This is a genomic window from Chryseolinea sp. H1M3-3 (assembly GCF_029360725.1).
GTDB lineage: Bacteria > Bacteroidota > Bacteroidia > Cytophagales > Cyclobacteriaceae > Chryseolinea.
The window spans coordinates 383,993-403,562 of sequence record NZ_JARKMY010000014.1 but is presented as its reverse complement, the minus strand read 5'-3'; the positions used below and the strand labels follow the sequence as shown (position 1 = coordinate 403,562).

The 19,570-nt window shown below is 39.6% G+C and carries 22 protein-coding genes; 2 read left to right on the top strand and 20 right to left on the bottom strand.

The features are described from left to right. Positions 1-211: 211 nt before the first annotated feature. The 14 genes from P2W71_RS22850 to xerA form a co-directional block, all read right to left on the bottom strand. Positions 212-460: a hypothetical protein gene (locus tag P2W71_RS22850; protein WP_276373719.1), complete on the bottom strand. Its 249-nt coding sequence runs from the start codon at positions 458-460 to the stop codon at positions 212-214. Between the two features lie 161 nt (positions 461-621). Beyond that, positions 622-1,152, bottom strand: a complete 531-nt coding sequence (locus P2W71_RS22845) for a hypothetical protein (RefSeq protein WP_276373718.1) — start codon at positions 1,150-1,152, stop codon at positions 622-624. Positions 1,153-1,314: 162 nt separating this feature from the next. Then, positions 1,315-1,905: a hypothetical protein gene (locus P2W71_RS22840; protein WP_276373717.1), complete on the bottom strand. Its 591-nt coding sequence runs from the start codon at positions 1,903-1,905 to the stop codon at positions 1,315-1,317. 198 nt (positions 1,906-2,103) lie between these two features. Beyond that, positions 2,104-2,769 carry a hypothetical protein gene (locus P2W71_RS22835; protein WP_276373716.1) on the bottom strand — a complete coding sequence of 222 codons (666 nt, stop codon included), beginning with the start codon at positions 2,767-2,769 and terminating at the stop codon, positions 2,104-2,106. Between the two features lie 100 nt (positions 2,770-2,869). After that, positions 2,870-3,535 carry a hypothetical protein gene (locus P2W71_RS22830; protein ID WP_276373715.1) on the bottom strand — a complete coding sequence of 222 codons (666 nt, stop codon included), beginning with the start codon at positions 3,533-3,535 and terminating at the stop codon, positions 2,870-2,872. Positions 3,536-3,673: 138 nt separating this feature from the next. Beyond that, a complete protein-coding gene (locus tag P2W71_RS22825; protein WP_276373714.1) occupies positions 3,674-4,258 on the bottom strand; it encodes a hypothetical protein in 585 nt (194 codons plus the stop codon). A gap of 153 nt (positions 4,259-4,411) precedes the next feature. Then, entirely contained in the window at positions 4,412-4,777 is a 366-nt protein-coding gene (locus P2W71_RS22820; protein ID WP_276373713.1) for a hypothetical protein, read from the bottom strand. A gap of 212 nt (positions 4,778-4,989) precedes the next feature. Beyond that, complete coding sequence (locus P2W71_RS22815; RefSeq protein WP_276373712.1) at positions 4,990-5,505, bottom strand: hypothetical protein; 516 nt, start codon at positions 5,503-5,505, stop codon at positions 4,990-4,992. Positions 5,506-5,628: 123 nt separating this feature from the next. Next, positions 5,629-6,057 carry a hypothetical protein gene (locus tag P2W71_RS22810; RefSeq protein ID WP_276373711.1) on the bottom strand — a complete coding sequence of 143 codons (429 nt, stop codon included), beginning with the start codon at positions 6,055-6,057 and terminating at the stop codon, positions 5,629-5,631. A gap of 109 nt (positions 6,058-6,166) precedes the next feature. Beyond that, positions 6,167-6,814, bottom strand: coding sequence for a hypothetical protein (locus P2W71_RS22805; RefSeq protein WP_276373710.1), 648 nt, complete (start codon positions 6,812-6,814; stop codon positions 6,167-6,169). A gap of 1,029 nt (positions 6,815-7,843) precedes the next feature. Then, a complete protein-coding gene (locus P2W71_RS22800; RefSeq protein ID WP_276373709.1) occupies positions 7,844-8,896 on the bottom strand; it encodes an IS91 family transposase in 1,053 nt (350 codons plus the stop codon). 125 nt (positions 8,897-9,021) lie between these two features. Next, positions 9,022-9,831, bottom strand: a complete 810-nt coding sequence (locus tag P2W71_RS22795) for a tyrosine-type recombinase/integrase (RefSeq protein ID WP_276373708.1) — start codon at positions 9,829-9,831, stop codon at positions 9,022-9,024. Positions 9,832-10,084: 253 nt separating this feature from the next. After that, positions 10,085-10,888: an FRG domain-containing protein gene (locus tag P2W71_RS22790; protein WP_276373707.1), complete on the bottom strand. Its 804-nt coding sequence runs from the start codon at positions 10,886-10,888 to the stop codon at positions 10,085-10,087. Between the two features lie 93 nt (positions 10,889-10,981). Further along, a complete protein-coding gene (xerA, locus tag P2W71_RS22785) occupies positions 10,982-12,124 on the bottom strand; it encodes a site-specific tyrosine recombinase/integron integrase (protein WP_276373706.1) in 1,143 nt (380 codons plus the stop codon). 230 nt (positions 12,125-12,354) lie between these two features. Here xerA and P2W71_RS22780 point away from each other — a divergent pair, with 230 nt between their 5' ends. Next, positions 12,355-12,678 (top strand): hypothetical protein, encoded by a 324-nt coding sequence (locus tag P2W71_RS22780; protein ID WP_276373705.1) that lies wholly within the window; start codon positions 12,355-12,357, stop codon positions 12,676-12,678. Positions 12,679-12,704: 26 nt separating this feature from the next. Here P2W71_RS22780 and P2W71_RS22775 read toward each other — a convergent pair whose 3' ends face one another. After that, positions 12,705-13,331 (bottom strand): TlpA disulfide reductase family protein, encoded by a 627-nt coding sequence (locus P2W71_RS22775; RefSeq protein WP_276373704.1) that lies wholly within the window; start codon positions 13,329-13,331, stop codon positions 12,705-12,707. A gap of 74 nt (positions 13,332-13,405) precedes the next feature. Here P2W71_RS22775 and P2W71_RS22770 point away from each other — a divergent pair, with 74 nt between their 5' ends. Beyond that, positions 13,406-15,187 carry a hypothetical protein gene (locus P2W71_RS22770; RefSeq protein WP_276373703.1) on the top strand — a complete coding sequence of 594 codons (1,782 nt, stop codon included), beginning with the start codon at positions 13,406-13,408 and terminating at the stop codon, positions 15,185-15,187. On the opposite strand, the gene P2W71_RS22765 is transcribed toward P2W71_RS22770, so the two are convergent. The 5 genes from P2W71_RS22765 to P2W71_RS22745 all read right to left on the bottom strand — a co-directional run bounded on the left by P2W71_RS22765 (position 15,188) and on the right by P2W71_RS22745 (position 19,546). Then, the gene (locus P2W71_RS22765) at positions 15,188-15,637 is read right to left on the bottom strand and encodes a hypothetical protein (RefSeq protein WP_276373702.1); all 450 of its coding nucleotides are present in this window, start codon (positions 15,635-15,637) and stop codon (positions 15,188-15,190) included. It abuts the gene before it with no gap. 201 nt (positions 15,638-15,838) lie between these two features. Then, positions 15,839-17,071, bottom strand: a complete 1,233-nt coding sequence (locus P2W71_RS22760; protein ID WP_276373701.1) for a nucleoside recognition domain-containing protein — start codon at positions 17,069-17,071, stop codon at positions 15,839-15,841. Positions 17,072-17,102: 31 nt separating this feature from the next. Further along, complete coding sequence (locus P2W71_RS22755; RefSeq protein WP_276373700.1) at positions 17,103-17,804, bottom strand: 16S rRNA (uracil(1498)-N(3))-methyltransferase; 702 nt, start codon at positions 17,802-17,804, stop codon at positions 17,103-17,105. Between the two features lie 61 nt (positions 17,805-17,865). Further along, entirely contained in the window at positions 17,866-18,129 is a 264-nt protein-coding gene (locus tag P2W71_RS22750) for an acyl-CoA-binding protein (protein WP_276373738.1), read from the bottom strand. A 118-nt stretch (positions 18,130-18,247) separates the two neighbouring features. Beyond that, positions 18,248-19,546 (bottom strand): citrate synthase, encoded by a 1,299-nt coding sequence (locus tag P2W71_RS22745; protein WP_276373699.1) that lies wholly within the window; start codon positions 19,544-19,546, stop codon positions 18,248-18,250. Positions 19,547-19,570: the final 24 nt, after the last annotated feature.

The window sequence follows — 19,570 nt, the reverse complement described above, 5'->3', positions numbered from 1 at the left end:
CACTTGGCTTACGAACTTGAGTGAGCTTGTGCACGCCTGGCTGCGGCAAGTCCTACTAGCTTTATTCGAAGCACTAAAACACTAAAAGCGCGGTAAGCCTGCACGCATTTTCTATACTTGCAGTAAAGCGCATGAGGCATATATGATGTTGTAGCTCGTACGCAATCGTACGAGCTCCTTTTTAGTCCCAGAATAAAGGCTGGCCCCCTTCTCAGCGAAGATAAAGGTCTTTGAAAAACCTAAGTCTTTGTCCCGGAACGATCATTCTCCAGATGTCCTTCTTATCAATTAATCCTTTATCCGATAGTCTTTTTCCATCAATGTAGGTTCTATAAATAAGCATATAGAAGCAGAGCGAGTAAACAAACCAAGTTGAACTAATCGTGTTTGTCAGTTCTAAAAGGAATATGATTGCAACTGGGACGATCGCTACAAAGTAGTACACAATTATATTTTTCATATCCATTTCGTTTTTTTCGTATGAGCTACAACGCTGGTGCATAAGCAGTGGCGGCAATTCGAAGCGCGTCACTGTCCCACGAAACCAAACGTAATTTGAAAAACTAGACTACAAATTTACACTGAACCCGCCATTGATTATGAACCTTGTTAGCACCAGTTTCACCTACTCATGGTATAACCAATATTCCCTTTAAGTAATTTGTCCCCAAACAGAAAAGTCACGCTGTGAACGTTTAGGTCTAAGGGATTTATTATTTCATCAAATTCTTTGTCCGTATGGAATGATATTGCGGTAAAAGAATAACTGTCTGGAATTGGGTAAAAGAAAATCTGTGTCCCGCCGTCATAAATGTTTATTTGTGTTCTGTAATTTGAAAATCGGTTTACAATGTCACTAATTCTCAAATTAAACTTCTTTCCCCAAAAACTTAAATAGTCAAGTTGTTTATCAATGTCAGTGTCACCAATGATAGGATTGATGGCGCTACCGTCAAATCTCTTGTCGAATGGAATAAGGAACATTGAACCCCTAATATTGTTTTCCGGATTTGGTTTTTCCGTGCCAATGATTTTTATCCATTTGTGAACTGTCAAGTTCCTTTCCTTTTTCAATAGTCCGCAAACTGAGTCAAACCAGTCGACGTCTATCTTTGTCTCTAAGTCCTTTGTTATTGTGGAAATGTCTGTCATTAAATTGGTGCTCACGTCTGTGCATAAGCAGTGGCGGGTGTTAGAAGCGCGTCACTGTCCCACGACACAAACGTAGTTTGAAAAACTAAACTACAAACTTAAACTGAGCCCCGCCATTGATTATGCATTTTGTTGGCTGCTGGGCGTTCTAGTCCAAATCTTTCAATGAGTACTTATTTTTAGTCCATTTTTATCAATGCTAACTTTAAGTGTCTTACCGTCAATTAAGTTGTCCGTCCCTGCTTTGTATTCTATTCGTCCTTCAAACAAAATTGTATAGTCGTCCGTTTCTTTTTCTATTTTCATCTTGTCTGCAATTGAGTTTCTTTCATCTCCAGAAACAGGCACGTAACCTAGAAAGTCAACCTTCTTATTTTTTAGTCTGTAAATATCAATTCCAGACATATACTCATAACCCTCTTCTGCAACGATTATTAATTCGTCCTTCAATTCAAAGAAATATGGGTTGTAGACGTATGCTTCTCCTTTTGGTTTTGATAAATACTTTATTGTAAATCGTTCTTTTAAAGAGTCTGCCGATAAGTATAATAAACGGTGTCCTTCGGTGTCTAGGGTCTGTTTTTTATTTTTCCCGATTAAAATGAATTCACCGTCATTAAGTCGGTATGACTTTGAAATGTCGAACGAATTTAATTTAAGGTTTTCTTTTAATAGTACAGGAAAAATCCTTTGACCTATTTCAGTGTCCGAATGAAATAAAGTAAACAAAAGTATAGCTAACGATAGTCTCATAAATAACTCTCATGTCGGTGTGACGCCTTGCAGCCAACGCCGATATATAATGCGTATGCGGATTGATGGCACCGATTATCAAACCCTGCCTTCATAAATTTACTTGCAGAATTCGTGAGAACATAATGAACCCGCATATGATTTATATATAATGTTAGCGGTATTGCCATTCTCACACAATCTCGCCGGTTGCCAAACTTATCTCGCCTTTTCAACTTGCCCCGAGCTTAAACTAATTCGATAAGTCCAAATTGCACGAAGGCTTTCTTTTAGGGCTTGTCCAAAGCTAATCGTATAATAATTAATAGAGTCTGTCGGGTAAGCCTCAATTAGAGTGTACGTCAATATGTTTTTTTTCTTTAACTCTTTGGCCATTTGTTCAACGTCATCTAACTCCCATATTTTTCTGTGAATTGATGTCAATGAGTCTGGGAGGTGAGTAATGCTATCGTGATAAATCATCAGATTTGAAATCTTTCCGCTTTCCCCGTGAACCGTTGCACTGAATCCTTCGAATGCGTCTGGTTTTCTAGTCAACTGATATACCTTGTCCTTGTTTAACTTAGTGTGCTCCCCTAAACTTCTATTGTGCCTAATTTTGATCGTGTCATTTTGCTCCAGCAAATAAAGCTCAACACTCTCAAAGGATGCATCATTCAAATAAGCGGTAAAAAGCGCTGCCGAATCGCCCTTGTCGACAATTGAAAATTCGTAACGGTAATTATCTGGGCCTGTCTGATAAAGATCGTAGACTACATTCCCAGAAGTTGTCAGTCCAAGATTCTTGCTCTCAATTAGTTCATTTTGTTCAACTGTAGAACAAGCTTGAATCAAGCACAAAAGTAATAGAAGAAGTTTCTTCATGGTTTGCATTACCGCTAACGCTTAAATATGCGCCGTTGCAGTTTTCCTTTCAAAATTAACAACAAAACTGCAATGGCGCATATTTGTTGTTGGCGGTAGTTCATTTTCTGACGCTTCTTTCAATCCAGTCGTAATCTGAATCAAATTCAATGCGAGTAAGTCTTTCGTTCGTAAAGATCAAAGTCGTCCACGCTTCGCCCATCTCATTTTCGTAGATTTCTAGTTTATTGATCTTATCAAACATTTTAGACGGCTTAAATATTTTCGAAAGCAATTCAGATTTTTTCATTCCAATTCTTATCCCGTGATCAAAAACAATCTTGTCAGAGCTAATTTCTCCACAAACCAAATCCGTTCTTTCAACGTCTGGATGAGCATTGTAGAAAGTTTTAAAGAAGGAGCTGTCCATTGTAAACACGTCCACTGTCTTCACTTCACCGTCCTCCTTATATTCCTCTTTGGTCATTCGAAAGGTAGATGTGGGTAGATTACCTGTCATATTGAGTAGATCATAACAACACAAACTCAATATCCCGCTGTCAAAACTTGCTAGGTATTCATTTTCTTTTGTCTGCAAAATTGAATCAATGTCGACTTTGCCTTCAGGTTCAAAATCGTTTCGTGCCGACAAATCACGTTTCGAATCCAATAACTTAACAGTATCCACTGCACCCCCTGTCAAGGAGTCTGAATTGGAAGGAATAGATTGTTTTTTATTTACACAACCGAAAATAAATAAAGCTGATATTAAAATTACGCTCTTCATCTCAAAAATGAATTACCGCCAACGTTTATGTATGCAGCATAGCGCCAAAGCTATGGAACACCAACAAACGAAGTATTACAAATTTACATTTCATATTCACATTCCCAATTGGCAAAGCGCTATGATGCATACATACTGTTAGCGGCCGGTTTTCTCATTGAACCTAATTGTTACTGTCTCGAGTATTGGTTCTTTAAAATTGTCAGCCGTTATTGAATTGCTGGTCAAAAAGCTCTTTATATTATAATTAAACTTTTTGTTAACGGTTTTAAATGTATGAAACGGAATCTCGACAATGAATTGTTCGCCCTTGTCAGAAAGTAAGAGCATTGAGTCGTCAATCTTTGTTATCTCGGAGTCGATAAGTCCCAAGTATTTTATGTCATTTGTCTCTTTGTCTGTTAAAACGATTACTGATTTATCTCCGTGATTTGGGTCATCGTCACCAAAGCCCAATAACCAATAAGCAATGTTATAGAAATATACATTATCCAATTCGTCACTTACTTTAATTAATTCCCATTCCGAAATTTCTCCAAAGCTGAAAACATGATTATAGACATCACCTTCTTTTGGCAATTGTCCGAAGTCCGAAATTTTCGCTCCAGATGCAAATGCATTTCCACCCTTGACCAAAATAAATCGGTTGTATTTTTTAAAGTCATAAATATCGTCTGCGGAGTCAGAGTCTACCGTCTTAGGTTGCTCACAGTTACTTGTCATAAGTAAAACGGTTAAAAACAGTATCCAAGTATTTCTCATGTGCTTTTGTCTCGTTCCAAAACTGGCCGCTAACGTTTAAATATGCGCCGTTGCAGTTTATCCCGTAAAATTAACAACAAAACTGCAATGGCGCATATTTGTTGTTAGCGCACGTTAGTTTTGTACTAACCATTCAAGTGTCAATTTATTTGTCTTATAACTTCTTGTCACTTTGACCCACATTGTCACATCCAAATTCGAATTCGTGTCTAGACATTTTAAAACTCTGTAGTACTCTCGGTTATATGGGATTCCCTCAAATCCCAAAGTCCCTACTTTTATTTCTCTTTCAAACGGCGAATCCAGCCACTCTTGAAACGTTGGATTAATCATACTTTTGATTTGAAGTCCTCGCGTTTTTGCCTCCTTATAAACATACTCGTTTATATTATCTAATTGTTGATTGTGTTGTCGAGCTAAGAAGTAGAAAACTCCACCAAGAAATATTACAAGTCCAACTACAATTACAATCTCGCTCATTTAATTCTAGTTCTCGTTTTCTCTTCGACTTCCGTTCCCTAGGCTTTGTAACTTTTATATAAACTAATGTGCGCTAACGTTGGTGCATAATCAGTGGCGGGAATTCGAAGCGCGTCACTGTCCCCCGACACCAAACGTATTTTGAAAAACTAAACTACAAATTTACACTGAACCCCGCCATTGATTATGCACTTTGATGTGCGCTGCCCCCGTCACACCGAATAGATTTCATATAACTTATTCCACTCCAGTCCTTCGTTGTCGTGTCGATCCCATAAGTCCATCAATGTGTAAATAATCTCATGGCTTGATTTCTCCGGTCCAAATTGATAGTCAGTCAGGAAATATACTTTTTTAATTTTCGATTCGCTTATAGCAGTCCTAATTAGTCTGTCAATGTCAGGTTTGTACAACTTTGAAAACCTATACTTGAATGATTGATTTGCTCCCCAGTTGTCTGCGGGATCGTTTGGGTCAACCTGTGGAATATTTAAATCATTTGATTCAAGTCCCCAGTCAATTATTGCTCCTCCAAAAAATCCACCGTTTTCGTCATTTTTGAAGTCTGGATTACCTACATGAATAATTGTCCCCGTTTGCTTAATTAGAAAGTTGTAAAATAGTCCACGATGACTCTCCAGTTTCTTATCAACTCGAATTGCAACATCAAAGTCTTTTTGGTCTACACTTAAATCACTGTCAATCGAAACTATTTCTATTGTTGGCATACTTCTATCTCGTCCAAGGGGGTTGCGCACAACGCTTAAATATGCGCCGTTGTAGTTTTCCTTTCAAAATTAACAACAAAACTGCAATGGCGCATATTTGTTGTTGTGCATCGTGCGGCAATGCTACTCATACATCGGATAATATTTTAAGAAGTCAATATATATAGTATCATTGACGTAATTGACTGCAACATATTTAAAAGATGCTTTCAATCTTATCGGCACCTCATTTCCATTGTTGATTCTTATGCTGAATTCTCGAACCTCCTTGTTATATCCCAAGTTCTTTACAGTTGCTAATTGTATCTCTTGAGCGGTGGTGAACTTTTCCTGGTAAATGACCTTATCTTGCCTTTTTATTTCTACCAAGGTACCATTAAACCCTTGCTCAAAGAAGACCATTAATGAGTCCTTATACATACTATCCAGTCGCGACTTACTCTGTCTTATTGAGGATGGCTCTCTGTAAATAATTTGCTGGTCCTTCGGAACACAACATACCACCAAGATTGCAGTCAGAATGCACCCAATTGCGGAATGCGATGTTATCATAATCGTCCCATTTCTTCTCTTGAGCCGCATGTTGCACAACGTCAGTATAGGCGCAGTTTAAATTTACCTTTAAAATAAACAACAAAATTTAAATTGCGCCTATACTTTGTTAGCGGTCGTTGCTTATCTCCCATTTTAGAAGGGCCATGCCGAATTTCTCCTCAGGTTTAGAACCAACGTATCCGACACCTTCACAATAATAGTGCAAGAAAACGGCGGAAGGATCGAAAGAGTGCTCATGATACCTTGGCCTCAATACTTTTGTCGAAATTACCAGACAATCATTGAATACCGATGACTTAGATTTAAAAGTTTCTTTTCTGCTAATGATTTTATATTCGACACGTCCGTCACTACTCATCCACATGTCCCCCTTTTTAATTTGTTTAGGTATAAGCAGACTTTCAATATTCAATTCATCATCATACGAATATATATTCCCGTCGGCATCCTTTCTGTAAAACATAGTTGCTATCGGCATTCCCAATCTCGCCTTCCTATAAATCCAATAAGTCGTTCCCTCGAATACTATGCGGGAGCTATCGTACACAACTTCAGGAGTGCTGTCGACGATCGCCCAGTATGTATTTCCGTTGAACTCGTGAGGTTTCGAATCGACTTTTAAAGTTATTTCGGATCCATTCCAGTCATAGTACCATTTATTTCCCGGTCTTAACGGAAAATAATCCTGTGCCCCTAGGCTTTCAGACGCAATAACCGAGGCGAGAACTAGAGGGAGACTTAAAATTCTATTCATATCCGATTTGCAATGACCGCTAACGTTTATGTATGCCCAGTAGCGCCAATGCTATGAAATACAAAATACGAAGTTCAGTCAAATCTACGTTTTCCGCTTCGGACTTTCAAGAACTACGCGCTATTGGGTATACATTGTGTTAGGCAACGTAACGCATCTAACTCTAAATACTTAGAGTGTAGGGATCAAATAATCTACCAGCAGGCGGCTGAGGTAAAAGTCCAAACTTTTGCAAGCTTTCAATGAAATGAACTTTACATAGCACATTATTTAGTAGGGCATTCTGAACACAGTTTTCAATTTTGCACAAATTATTTGAGTCAGATAGCCTATTTTTTTCGAAGTATATTTTCATTGATGCAGAATAAATCATCATATCAGCAGGTGACATGTACGGACTCTCCATCCACTCGGGTATTTCAATATCAGGAACCTTGAATAGGTAATCTTGTCCGCCCCAATTCCAAGCACTGCTTAATTGCCAAAGCTGCTTACAAAGTCTACATTGAAATAAGTGGTGTCCTTTTGTGGACTTACACTTCAGGTCAAGACGTCTTTGGATACTCCTAGTTTCCTTAATTCGTTCTGCTATTTGCTCGCGGGACAGTTCCAAAGGCTGGTATTTTGCACAAAAGCAGGAAGTCTGTTGACCGGAATAATCAGTACGAGTGTCCATGCTTTTAGTTTTATGTTGCCTAACAAAAAAGTGTTTTATACGAAATCCAGGCAAAAAAATAATTCTTTAAAGGAAGATTAGCAATGGAATGGCACAATTTGATTTTGCTACATGCGTTCATGGATTTCGTGTAAAACGTTGTTGAACGATACCTCTTGGCTATGGGTATTCTTTTCTGTTTTTTCGGAGAGCGGCACAACATGTAGAAAAGTAACAATGCCGGTTTGAACAATATAGATTTAATGATGGGATTCAATTCATATGCTGCGATAATTTAAGCACACTTCTTCCCTTATGGATTTTTTTCCATTCTTGAAGATTAATTTTATTTCAAAGAACAGCTCTACATTTATCTATGAGTCTTCTGGCACTTCAGCGGCCATCTGAATAGGAATCATAATTCCATTTTTACATTGAGAACATTTAATAAGATTTCTTCCTGTTATCAACTGTAACATTTCCAACATTGGAAGCCCTTCATATTGTGAAATGCCAGGTGCAGCTCCTAGCAGAGCAAAGCATTGAACCATGCTTGTTTTGGAATGAACGGCTGCAAAGATTCCATAATACCGAATCTTATAATAGCCACATGGTAATATGTGCTGAAGGAAACGGTTGATAAAACAATGTACATTCAAGTTCATAATCTTCTGTCGATTATCTCGGTAATCCTTCCACCGAAATTGGATGATGTCATTACTCATTGACAGAAGTCTATTATTGCTAATTGCCACCCGGTGGGTATACCTGCCAAGATAATTAATCACTTGTCCCGCACCTTTAAAAGTTTTTTTTATGTGCACATTCCAGAGCTTGCGATAAACCATTTTTTTAAAGCTCTTTGGCGCGCCATATAGTAAACTATCTTGCTGAGGAATAACCAGCATCTCCTTAGTAATGGCTTGTTGTAATAGCTCGAAAAACTTTGCTCTGAAAATCTTTGATAATGCTTTCACCGGTACAAAGAATTTTTTGGACGCATTTATCCATTCTTGACCATCTGCATCTATTCCACCTGCAGGCACTAAGGCATGTATATGAGGATGGTAATTTAAAGACTGACCCCATGTATGCAAGACTGATACGTTGCCACTTTGTGCGCCTAGAAAAACAGGATTGCAAGCCGTTTTTTGAATAGCATAAGAGGATGCTTTAAATAACATATCATAACATGCTCGTTGATTGATGTAAAAAAGCCTGTTTAGAAATTCAGGTACTGTAAAAACAATATGAAAATACCGAGTAGGTAGCAAGCGGCTCTTCAGTTTATCTACCCATAGAAGTTGCTTGATGTATTGACACTTTGGGCAATGTCTATTGCGACATGAATTATAGCTTATCTTTTTAAAGCCACACTTATCACAAACAGACTGATGCGATCCTAATGCAGCTGTACGACAATGCATAATCGCATTGTATGCCTTACGCTGGCTTGAACACAATTGATGCTTGCCTCATATGCATGGGCGTATTGCTTGAAGACAGTAGCTAGCTCTAAACTATTATCTCTTGAATTTTCCATATATTATGCTTAGAGATTATCAAAAGGACTGCTCACATCTTTAGGATCAAAACGACTCAGATGAAGGTAAACCGAAGTAGTACGGAGAGAATTATGTCCTAACAGTTGCTGAATCAATCTTAGATTTGTACCCTGCTCCAGTAAGTGTGTAGCAAAAGAATGTCGTAAACTGTGGAAGGAAACATCCTTTTTTATTCCTGATTTTAAGACAGTATCCATAAAAACTTTTTGGATCGTCCTGGGATGCATTGGCTCTCCTGAAATTCGACCTTCAAACAAATATTTCTTTGGACGAAATTTTTTATAATACCTGCGAAGTATTTCCAAGGTCTTTTCCGATAGAAGAGTAAACCGATCTTTTCTTCCCTTGCCGTTTCGAATACAAATTTGCATTCGATCACTATCGACATCAGTTGGCTTAAGCATACGTACCTCATTAAGCCGCAATCCCGAAGAATAGGCGACAATAAAAACGGATTTGTGTTTTAGATTTTTTATGCCCTCAAAAAAGGCAGTCATCTCTTCCTTTGAAAACACAACAGGAAGCTTTTTTTCTCTTCGTGGCCGCTTGAGGTTAACAGGTTCCCATGAGCGATGAAGAACGTCAACAAAAAGAATTTTAACAGCACTGATAATTTGGTTTAACGTCGAAGTCGATTCCTGTTTCTCTGTTATGCAATAATGTAGGTACGATTTAACCTGGTCTAAACTCAAACGATCAGGTGAGCATTTGTAATAAAGCGAAAGCCTGCTTAAACAGTGAATGTAACATGCGATGGAACGTTCTGAGTAGTTCCTGATCCGCATCTCCTGCAACATCTGTTGCCTCAGTGTTTTTTTTCCATAGTCATAAAATTTAAAGTTTATGACTGAAGTTACGAATTATTGAAGATGATTATTCCGTGAAAACCCAGCAAATCTACCGAAGGTTTTGTTCAACGCCTAGCTATAAGACGTATGCGTGTAAATACCTACATCTTTGTCCCACGTTGCTGCCGAAATTTAATAGCACACACTTTAAGAACCTACGATATAGCATATGTATTATAGCTGTTGTTATGCACAGTGGCTCTTACTGCTGTCCTTTTTCCCAACCTCTTATCTCTAATAAATCTTTCAAGGAAGACGAAAATCCATACAGGTCAGGATACAATTGGTCTGCTCGGACATTCATAGTCTTTAATTTTGCTAGACACTCGATCTTAATTTGTTTGTCGATTATTAATTTAACAAAGTATGATCTCTCCTTCGTGTTTTTATTAATCAGAGATTTATAGATCAACTCCTCATGGTCTTTGTCAATATTTGCTCCAATGCTAAAAACACCTTGCTGTGAATTTAGTCTCCGTGTTGCAAAGTTTGCCATAAAGACTTGAATATGATCACTCTCTTCGTCATTGAAGAAAATCGCGTCCCCGTTGGTAAACCTTTCATCTTTATTCTCATTGTTTAAAGCTGTCTCATTAAATAGGTACACGGCACCATCATTTGAAAAGTCGTTATTAACTGCAAAGTACAGTGCAACATATGGTGAAGACGTCCAGTCCAATAATCGCGTTGGACAGCCGTAGTGCTGCATTATTGTAAAAGTGAGGAATGTGTTCCCGGTCTCAAATTGTCGAAGCTTAAAATCTTCGTATAAGTGCGCTTTCGAAAGAAACTCGCGAAAAATCGTTAATTCAAATCTGTCACCAAGCTGTCGCCCGATACTATGTCTCTCAAGTAGTCGAGAGATCGAAGATTTTAATGTCCAACTAGAAACCGATTGTCCACGAAAAGCCCAATGAGACAAGTAACTACTCTCAACGTTGAGAGAGTCTATGAACTTAACAAAGTCAGTCCAGTTGTCAATTTTAATATGTGGCCAAGTTGTCATAAGAGCCATTGTGCATAACAACCTACTATACGTATTACGTTTAGCCAACCAAATATATGCGAATTCGCATATTTCTTTTTTATCTGTCGGCTCTTAAAAGCTAATTTTTAATTTTTCTATCGGACTTACAACATCCCGGAGACCTTTTGTAGAAACATGGGCATAGATCTCCGTAGTCTTGGGTGAACTGTGGCCTAGAAGCGTCTGTATGTATCGCAAATCGGTTCCGTTTTCGAGAAGGTGTGTGGCAAAGGAATGTCTGAGGGTGTGGGTGGAGGCCGGTCGTTTGATGTTTGCTAACCGTAAAGAATGTTTGACAATGTTTTGAACACTTTTGCTTCCATATTGCCCTCCATCCTGACCTTCAAATAAATATTCTTTAGGTTTATAAGCAACGTAATACTTTCGTAATAAAGCAAGGGTAGTCTCCGAGAGAAGGGTATGGCGATCCTTACTTCCTTTTCCATCTCTGATTAATAATAAGCGGCGGTCACTTTGAATGTCGGTTAACTTTAAGTTTAACAGCTCAGATAACCTTAACCCACACGAATAAATGGTGACAAGGATGGCCTTATGTTTTAAGTTAATCGTTACGTCAATGAGTTTTTGAGTTTCTTCTTCACTGAGTACGGAAGGTAATTTCTGTGCTTTCCTAGGCCTTTCAATTTCATAGAACCGCTGAGGCATGTCCAGCACTTGTTCATAATAAAATTTAATGGCATTAATAACCTGATTTTGATGTGAAAGTGATTTGCCATCCTTTACAATTTTGTGCATGTATTTTTTGATATCAGTCTCGTCTATTTCATTCAGCGGCTTGCCTTCGAAGTAGTGCATGAACTCGGAGAAAAGTCCGGTATAGGTTTTGGCAGTGTTGAGGCTGTAGTGTTTTGTCTCCAGCAACGCGATGTATTCAGCAGGGCAAGCCGGCTTATTCCCTATCATTTTTTCTTTTAGCGAACTGAGGTCGGCAGCTTGCGCGTGCGGAAATACCGGCTTGTTTCTATAAAAGTACCGGCAATTTATCCATGCGGATCCTTTGAAGGTTTTAAAGATCGAATAGAGGTTTGCGGGAGTGTTGGCGATATAAACCATATTGTGAACAGGCGACCATTTTGGTGAATCTAATGTTTTGATAAGTGCATGAACAATTTTGGAAGCATAAAATTGCATCCCAATGTATTTGGTACCATTGATCATCAAATGACGTAAGGTGATTACTGGTAGTTGATTCATAAGGTTTTGTTTTTTGTGATGTGTAGACAATCCTATAAAAACACCTTATCTTAACCGTGTTATTACCCGTGTAAATTCGGATATACCCGAATACTAAATCGTTGTGCGTAAAAAAAGTCCGTTGGTAAGTGAAACATTAGAACGTTGTGAGTAAAATCAAATGCCCTATTTGTAACTGCCCTGTGACTGGCAGAGCCGATAAAAAATATTGCTCAGATCAGTGTCGTTATATGGCTAACAACAAACAGAAAACTGTTGCTGAGCGTCCTATTCTGGATGTCAATAAAACTTTGCGTAAAAATCGTGCAATCCTAAAAAAATTATGTCCGGTTGGAAAAGCGACCGTTAGGAGGGAGGTGCTCGATGCAATGGGGTATGATGTCAGAATCTTTTCTTCGATCTTCGTCACTGCAAACAAGCAGATTTACTATATCTGCTATGATTATGCGTTCACGCCACTCCTTGAACATGCAGTCGAAAAAGCATTAATAGTCAGCAAACAAGATTATATGAATGCGTGGGATCCGTGGAAGTTTGTTAAAAAGAATGCGTAATCCGGTACTCATTTTTTTTTACAAAATCATTTTTTCGCATTTGAATCGATCGCTAACTTTTCTAAAAATGTTTTGAATTCTTCTGTGTCATAATTGGCTGCACCTGTTTCTTTCGTAACAATTTTTCCCTCTGTGTTAATGATAAAAGTTGTGGGAATTGTACGCACCATCAATTGCTCTGGTAAATATTCGTGCGGCACAAATACGGGAAATGAATATTCTTTTTCTTTAATGAAGTTTACAACCTTATCGAAATTTTTTCTATCATCAACCGCCAGCATAATAAAAGCAACTTTTTCACCATCAACTTTCTCGTATAACTTTTGAATCGAAGGCATTTCCACGCGACATGGTCCACACCAGGTAGCCCACACATTTAAGAAAATAGTTTTTCCTTTAAAATCATTGAAGTCGATAACGGTTCCGTTCAGATCTTTCACTTTGAAATCGTAGTTAAAAGATTTTGCAACTGGCGTTTCCTCCGTATTGGCATTCATAACGCCCGTCTTGAGCAGCATGCTTCCGGTAACGTACGATACCCCCGCAAGCAGGCCGGTATAGCGTAGACATGCAAGCAAAGCCAGGGTAAATACCCAGGGCCGGATGCTTTTCCAGATGGTTAACAGCTTTTGATTGTTAAATGACATTTTCATTCGGTGAAGTCTTATGCGTTTGTTTACCCTAATCTCTTAATTTTATTTAATTTCGAGGATAATCTAACTCTATAATGACAAAATTTACGCTGATACAGTTCCTTTTCCTGTCATTGGTTGTTTCCGCGGCTTTTGGTCAAAAGGTAAAGTATAAAGATATATTCAGTTTGTTGAATACCAAGCGCTATGAAGAAGCTGAACCTTTTCTAAAAAGATACCTGAAGGAGACAGATGATAATCCCAATGCATACTTGTACATGGGTATTATCTATCAGGAGAAATCGGCGAAAGACGATGTGTTAAAACAAACCAAGCGGTCCATTAACAATATGGATTCTGCCATTTACTTTTATGATAAAGCATTTAAGTCGATTACCGAAAAGGAACTTAAGCGGAACGACGAGTTTTACCAGGCCTACAACAGGAGGGACCTTCGTACGGGTGAATTTGGCGTAAAGCTGTCTGACATACAGTTTGACCTGGAAAAGAAAATGGAAGGTCTTCGCGAACGGATTGATCGTGTTAAAATGGTTAAGCATTATTTTACGCTAGCGGATACGTTGTACAAAAGATGCGTTGCTGCTTTTACCTCCATTAAAAAGGCATATCCTGAAGAACAATCACTATATCTGAGAGCAGATGAAAATCTTTTGAAGAAACTGAATGCGCTGGCTGTCAGATTTGATTCATGTGTAAAAACTTTTGAAAACTATCGTTCCAGTTCCACTACCATTGGTCGTACAGGTTATGACCAGGCCCTTTCGTTAAATGACATTAATAATTATGCGACCGATGGAACATCTCCTGCCAATTTCTTTTTAGATGACGTTGAAGTATGGAATTATAGAAAATTTGCCGATCTGGTAAAGGTGGCTGTGGAAAAAGATGTTTTTCCGATGCGCGACATGCTGGTATCCTATGATGTGGAAATTAATAAGTTAAGGGAAAAATTAAACAAGGATTCGGTATCGGTAAAAAACGAGCTCACCAAGCTGATTGACAAGTTACTGCTCGAGAAATTGAAAAAGTATGATAAGGATCCATTGCCGATGGATGTCTTTACACTGAAGGTATCTGATCTTGAATATCGCTCCACGTTATTGGAACATAAGTCTCATCGCGATTCCGCCGACATTCATTACCGGCGGAAACTCTTACAGGAAGAGTTGCAACACTTAAATAAACTTGACAGTATTGCAACAAAGATGATGGGTGAGGATATTGACCGTGAAGCCGAGGATTATGCTCATTTCATTACCAGCGCATACAGCAACACCGTTGTGTTGAAAAGTTACATCAAGGCGTTGAAGGAATACGCCGAAAGGGAGAAGCGAAAGAAAGCGTCGGAGTCACTGCAGATTGAAAATGCATTGCGTTGGATCATTGCCGCCAGCGACTCTATTCCAGCGATGGCGGATGCCTCATCGATGAAGTATAAGCCGTTGGTTATCGTTGAAGAAAAATATACGGCTGGCCTTCACTATACGGACTCAGTGGAAGTGTCCGGATACTTTGCTACAATCGTTCCGTCACGTGTCATCGACATCAAAGTGGACTTTCCCGTTGATAAACAAAACTTCAAACTTCAGGAACTTGATTCTATAAAAGGAATTGTATCGGCTGATGCCGGCGGACAACTGTATTTTGTGTTGTTGTACAATGAAAAGGAAACTGACGATGGAAAAATTGCAGCTACCGTCGCGAAAATATACCGTTCCGATGGTTTGGCATGGAGTACAAACTATCAATTAGATTTTGTGCCAACGGAAATCTTATTCAAACCTGAAACAAGTGAGCTTACTCTTAAAGGAGATACGCAACAAAATGTGTTGGATAAGAACGGTAAATTGAAGTAATCAGGATCCGACTAATTTTTTCCAATCCGAATAGCGCATATCAATCCGGACTTTCATTTTCTCATAGTTTTCCCAACTATCAGTAACATGGTAAATAGAAGGAAGAGCTTTTACTAATATTTCATCGTAATCATTTCTGTATAGTCCACCCCCATAGTAATAGTAAGTGAACATATTTCCTTGCTTGCTAAACAATTCGAATCCAAGGTAGCCATCCCAAATTTCACTTAAGATCGTACATGAAATTTCGCGGCGTTTGAAACGGAAGATCTGGTTGGAGGCTTCTTCCTCAAAATATTCTGAATACAGCCCGGTATCTATGATCCACCCAAGGTAGATACCGATGTGGACGTAAGCTTGTTCTATCGGCAATGAATCAGGGAAATTGCCAAGAAAATGGCTCTTGGCATTGTCGTATATCGTTTTTTGTATCTCTGCTTTCTTTTCCATATTTCAAGGTAATTCCGATGTAGAATTTACGCAAACGGATGTGCTTTTTTAGCATTAATGGAAGAATTAATAAGCAGCACAAATGCCCTTACTCACGGAATAAATTTTGCCGAAGTTGGTTACCAGCCAACGGCTGTTGCATGGTGATGGCAGGATTTCAAAAAAATCCAGTGGGTATCACCCAGTATACGTTGGATATGATCAGTGAAAGAAAAGGTATCCAACGAAAATCCCTCCTATAACGCCTGCCAGATCGGCGATTAGCCCGCCTGTTACAGCATACCTGGTGTTCCGGACCCCTACAGAGCCAAAGTACAGCGCAAGCAAATACAATGTGGTTTCAGCGCAGCCCCGGAAGATGCTCGCCATGTTCGCTACAAAGGAATCTGGACCGTATACTTTCGAGACCTCAATCATCATAGAGCGCGCACCCTGACCGCTTAATGGCTTGAGCAAGGCAACGGGCAAGGCGGGTACAAAATCGGTGTTTAGCCCCATCGCTGCCAAGCTCCAGGCTATTCCGTCTTCGATATAGTTTAATACGCCTGAAGCTCTGAATACGCCGATGCCGACAAGGATTCCAACCAGGAATGGAATGATCTTAACAGAGGTGGCGAATCCTTCTTTAGCACCTTCGATGAATGTTTCGAAAACAGGGATCTTTCTCCACCATCCTAACCCTATAAAACAAACGATGATTGAAAAGATAATGATACCCGTAAGGAGCGACGACTGCTGCTGTATTTGTTCCGGCGTTAGTCCGGAAAAATAAAATACAATTCCGACGATGAGTAGCAACATTCCAACAATGTATCCGAGGATAACCGGATCAAATAGATTTATTTTTTGCCGGATACAAACATAGAGCAAGCCGATAAACGTAGAGCAGAACGTTGCGATCAAGGTGGGAATAAAAATGCTGGTTGGATTTGCAGCTTGCAACATCGCGCGATCCGCCATGATAGAGATTGGAATGATCGTTAATCCTGAAGCATTGAGTACGAGGAACATAATCTGCGCATTCGATGCCGTGTCTTTGTTGGGATTGATTTCCTGCAATTCATTCATCGCCTTAAGTCCCAGGGGAGTGGCAGCGTTATCCAATCCAAGAATATTTGCACTGAAATTCATGATGATGGAACCTGTGGCTGGATGATTCTTAGGAATTTCCGGAAACAATCTTGAAAAAAAAGGTCCGACTACCCGCGAGAGAATTGGAATCATTCCACCGCGCTCGCCAATTTTCATAAGTCCCAACCAAAGGGACATTACACCAGCCAGCCCTATTGAAATTTCAAATCCGGTTTTTGCCATGTCGAAAGTCGACTGCAGCATGGCGGGAAAAACTGTAGCATCGTTAAACACAATTAGTTTTATGAGCGCTACAATAAAAGCAATGAGAAAAAATGAAATCCAGATATAGTTTAAAACCATGCTGCTCGTGTTATGAACACAATGTAAAGCATCAGGGTGTGTTTGCCAAATTCAGGATATGGCACGCGGCTAATCCGGCGGTTTCTGTTCTAAGGCGTGAGGGGCCAAGGCCCACTTTTATAAAACCTCTTTCCTCGGCCAGCATAATTTCTTCCGCCGAGAAATCTCCTTCAGGTCCGATCATGACAAGGTAAGACGTATTCGGTCTGATGAGATTTTTCAGTTGATGTGGATTATCATTGTCAACGTAAGCGATATACTTTTCAGTAGCGGAAGAAGTTAATAAGATGTTTCGAAATGTCGTTACAGGATAAATAGCTGGAAGCGTGGCTTTGAGCGATTGCTTCATGGCACTAATCGCCACTTTTTGTAACCGCTCGATTTTTAAATGTTGACGTTCGCTATGATCGCATTGTATTAAGGTTATTTCATCAATTCCGAACTCCACAGATTTTTCAACAAACCACTCCATGCGATCGGTATTTTTCGTGGGAGCGATGGCGATGTGAATATTAAAAGATTTTTGGGTTTCGTGGGTCTCTTTCTGAACAGCAAATTCACAGCGATGAGAATCCGGATTGGTGATGACTGCATCATAGAAAACACCTTTTCCATCCGTTAACCGGATCTGATCACCTTGTTTTTTTCGGAGTACTTTAACGACGTGGCGGGATTCGTCCGGATCAAGATGCAGTATACCTTGAGGGATCTGTGGTTGAAAAAAAAGATTCACGTAGGTTATTTATTCACGCGATGAAACTCTATCCGTGTGATTGGCAGCGCAGCAAGCAGGCTTAAAGGTATTGTTGCTGCAACTTATTGACAAGGTCAATATATTCCTGCATGGCCTGTTCTTTCGTTTTTCCCTTCAGCTCTTCCCACGCGTCATACTTGGCGATTGCTTTAAAATCAAAACCTCCAGGTCGCTCGCCGTTCACATCACCTTCGGTGGCTTGCTTATAAAGTGCATAGAGCTCCAGCAACTCTTCATTGCTAGGTCGTTTGGTAAATTCCTTTGACCGGGCAGCAGCACTTTCAAATTGTTCTTTTAACATAATCGTTGATGATTGAGGCCCGTTGTTTCGAGTTGTGATTTTGTAATGATGTGACCCGATGTCTTAGTTTGCATTTCCTAAGGAGAAAAGAACCGAAGACGTCGCACGCCAAACCGTTGAGTTAACTTCGCTTACCTATTTCCAAATATGGTCTCGACGTTGCGCCCGTATAGATCTGTCTTGGTCTTCCAATTGGTTCTTTATTCTCTCTCATTTCCTTCCATTGCGCTATCCAACCTGGCAGTCTTCCCATGGCAAACATGACGGTAAACATTTCTACCGGAATGCCTAGAGCACGATAAATAATGCCAGAGTAGAAATCAACATTTGGATAAAGTCTTCTTTCGACAAAGTAAGGATCTTTTAATGCAGCTTCCTCCAGCTTAAGTGCGATCTCCAGAACAGGATCATTTACCCCCAATTTTTTGAGAACATCATCCGCTGCCTTTTTGATTATTTTTGCGCGTGGATCGAAGTTCTTATACACACGGTGTCCAAATCCCATTAAACGGAAGCCGCTGTTTTTATCCTTTGCTTTGTTGATCCATTTTTCCGTATCCCCTCCATCTCTACGGATGTTCTCCAGCATGACAATCACTTCCTGATTGGCACCACCATGCAGCGGGCCCCACAAGGCATTGATCCCTGCTGAGATAGAGGAGTAGATGCTTGCTTTCGATGAGCCTACAATTCTTACCGTTGACGTCGAACAATTCTGCTCGTGGTCAGCATGTAAAATCAACAGCTTATCTAAGGCATCAACAATTACGGGGTCTACTTGATATTCTTCAGCAGGTAACGAAAACACCATTTTGAGGAACCTGGCACAATAGTCCAACCGATTATCCGGGTAGTTAACAGGGTGGCCCATTGCATTTTTATAAGCCCATGCCGCAAAGGTTGGCATCTTTGCCATAGATCGTACAATGCTCAAATAAATTCCGTCGGTAGGGCGATTGGGGTCTAAAGATTCTGGATAAAAAGCAGTCTGGGAACAAAACAGGGATGCAAGTACACCCATAGGATGGGCTGTAGAGGGGAAGCCATCCAGGATTTTCTTGATGTCTTCGTGAACGAGTGTGTGTGTTTTAATATCATGACTAAACTGATCGAATTGTTTCTTTGTCGGAAGCTCTCCGAAAATCAGCAGGTGGGCCACTTCCAGGAAGTTTGACTTTTCAGCCAATTCTTCGATTCCATAACCGCGGTAACGAAGTATCCCCTTGTCGCCATCGAGAAAAGTGATTGCGCTTTTAGTTGCCCCTGTATTCTTATAACCTAGGTCCAACGTAATGGCGCCGGTTTTTTCCATGAGCTCACTAATATCGATCGCCACCTCATTCTCTGTTCCTTCAATCAGGGGTAATGTATATGATTTTCCGTCAATTATGAGTTCAGCAGTTTTAGCAGTTTTAGACATGTTTAATAGTTTATCAGCGGTTTT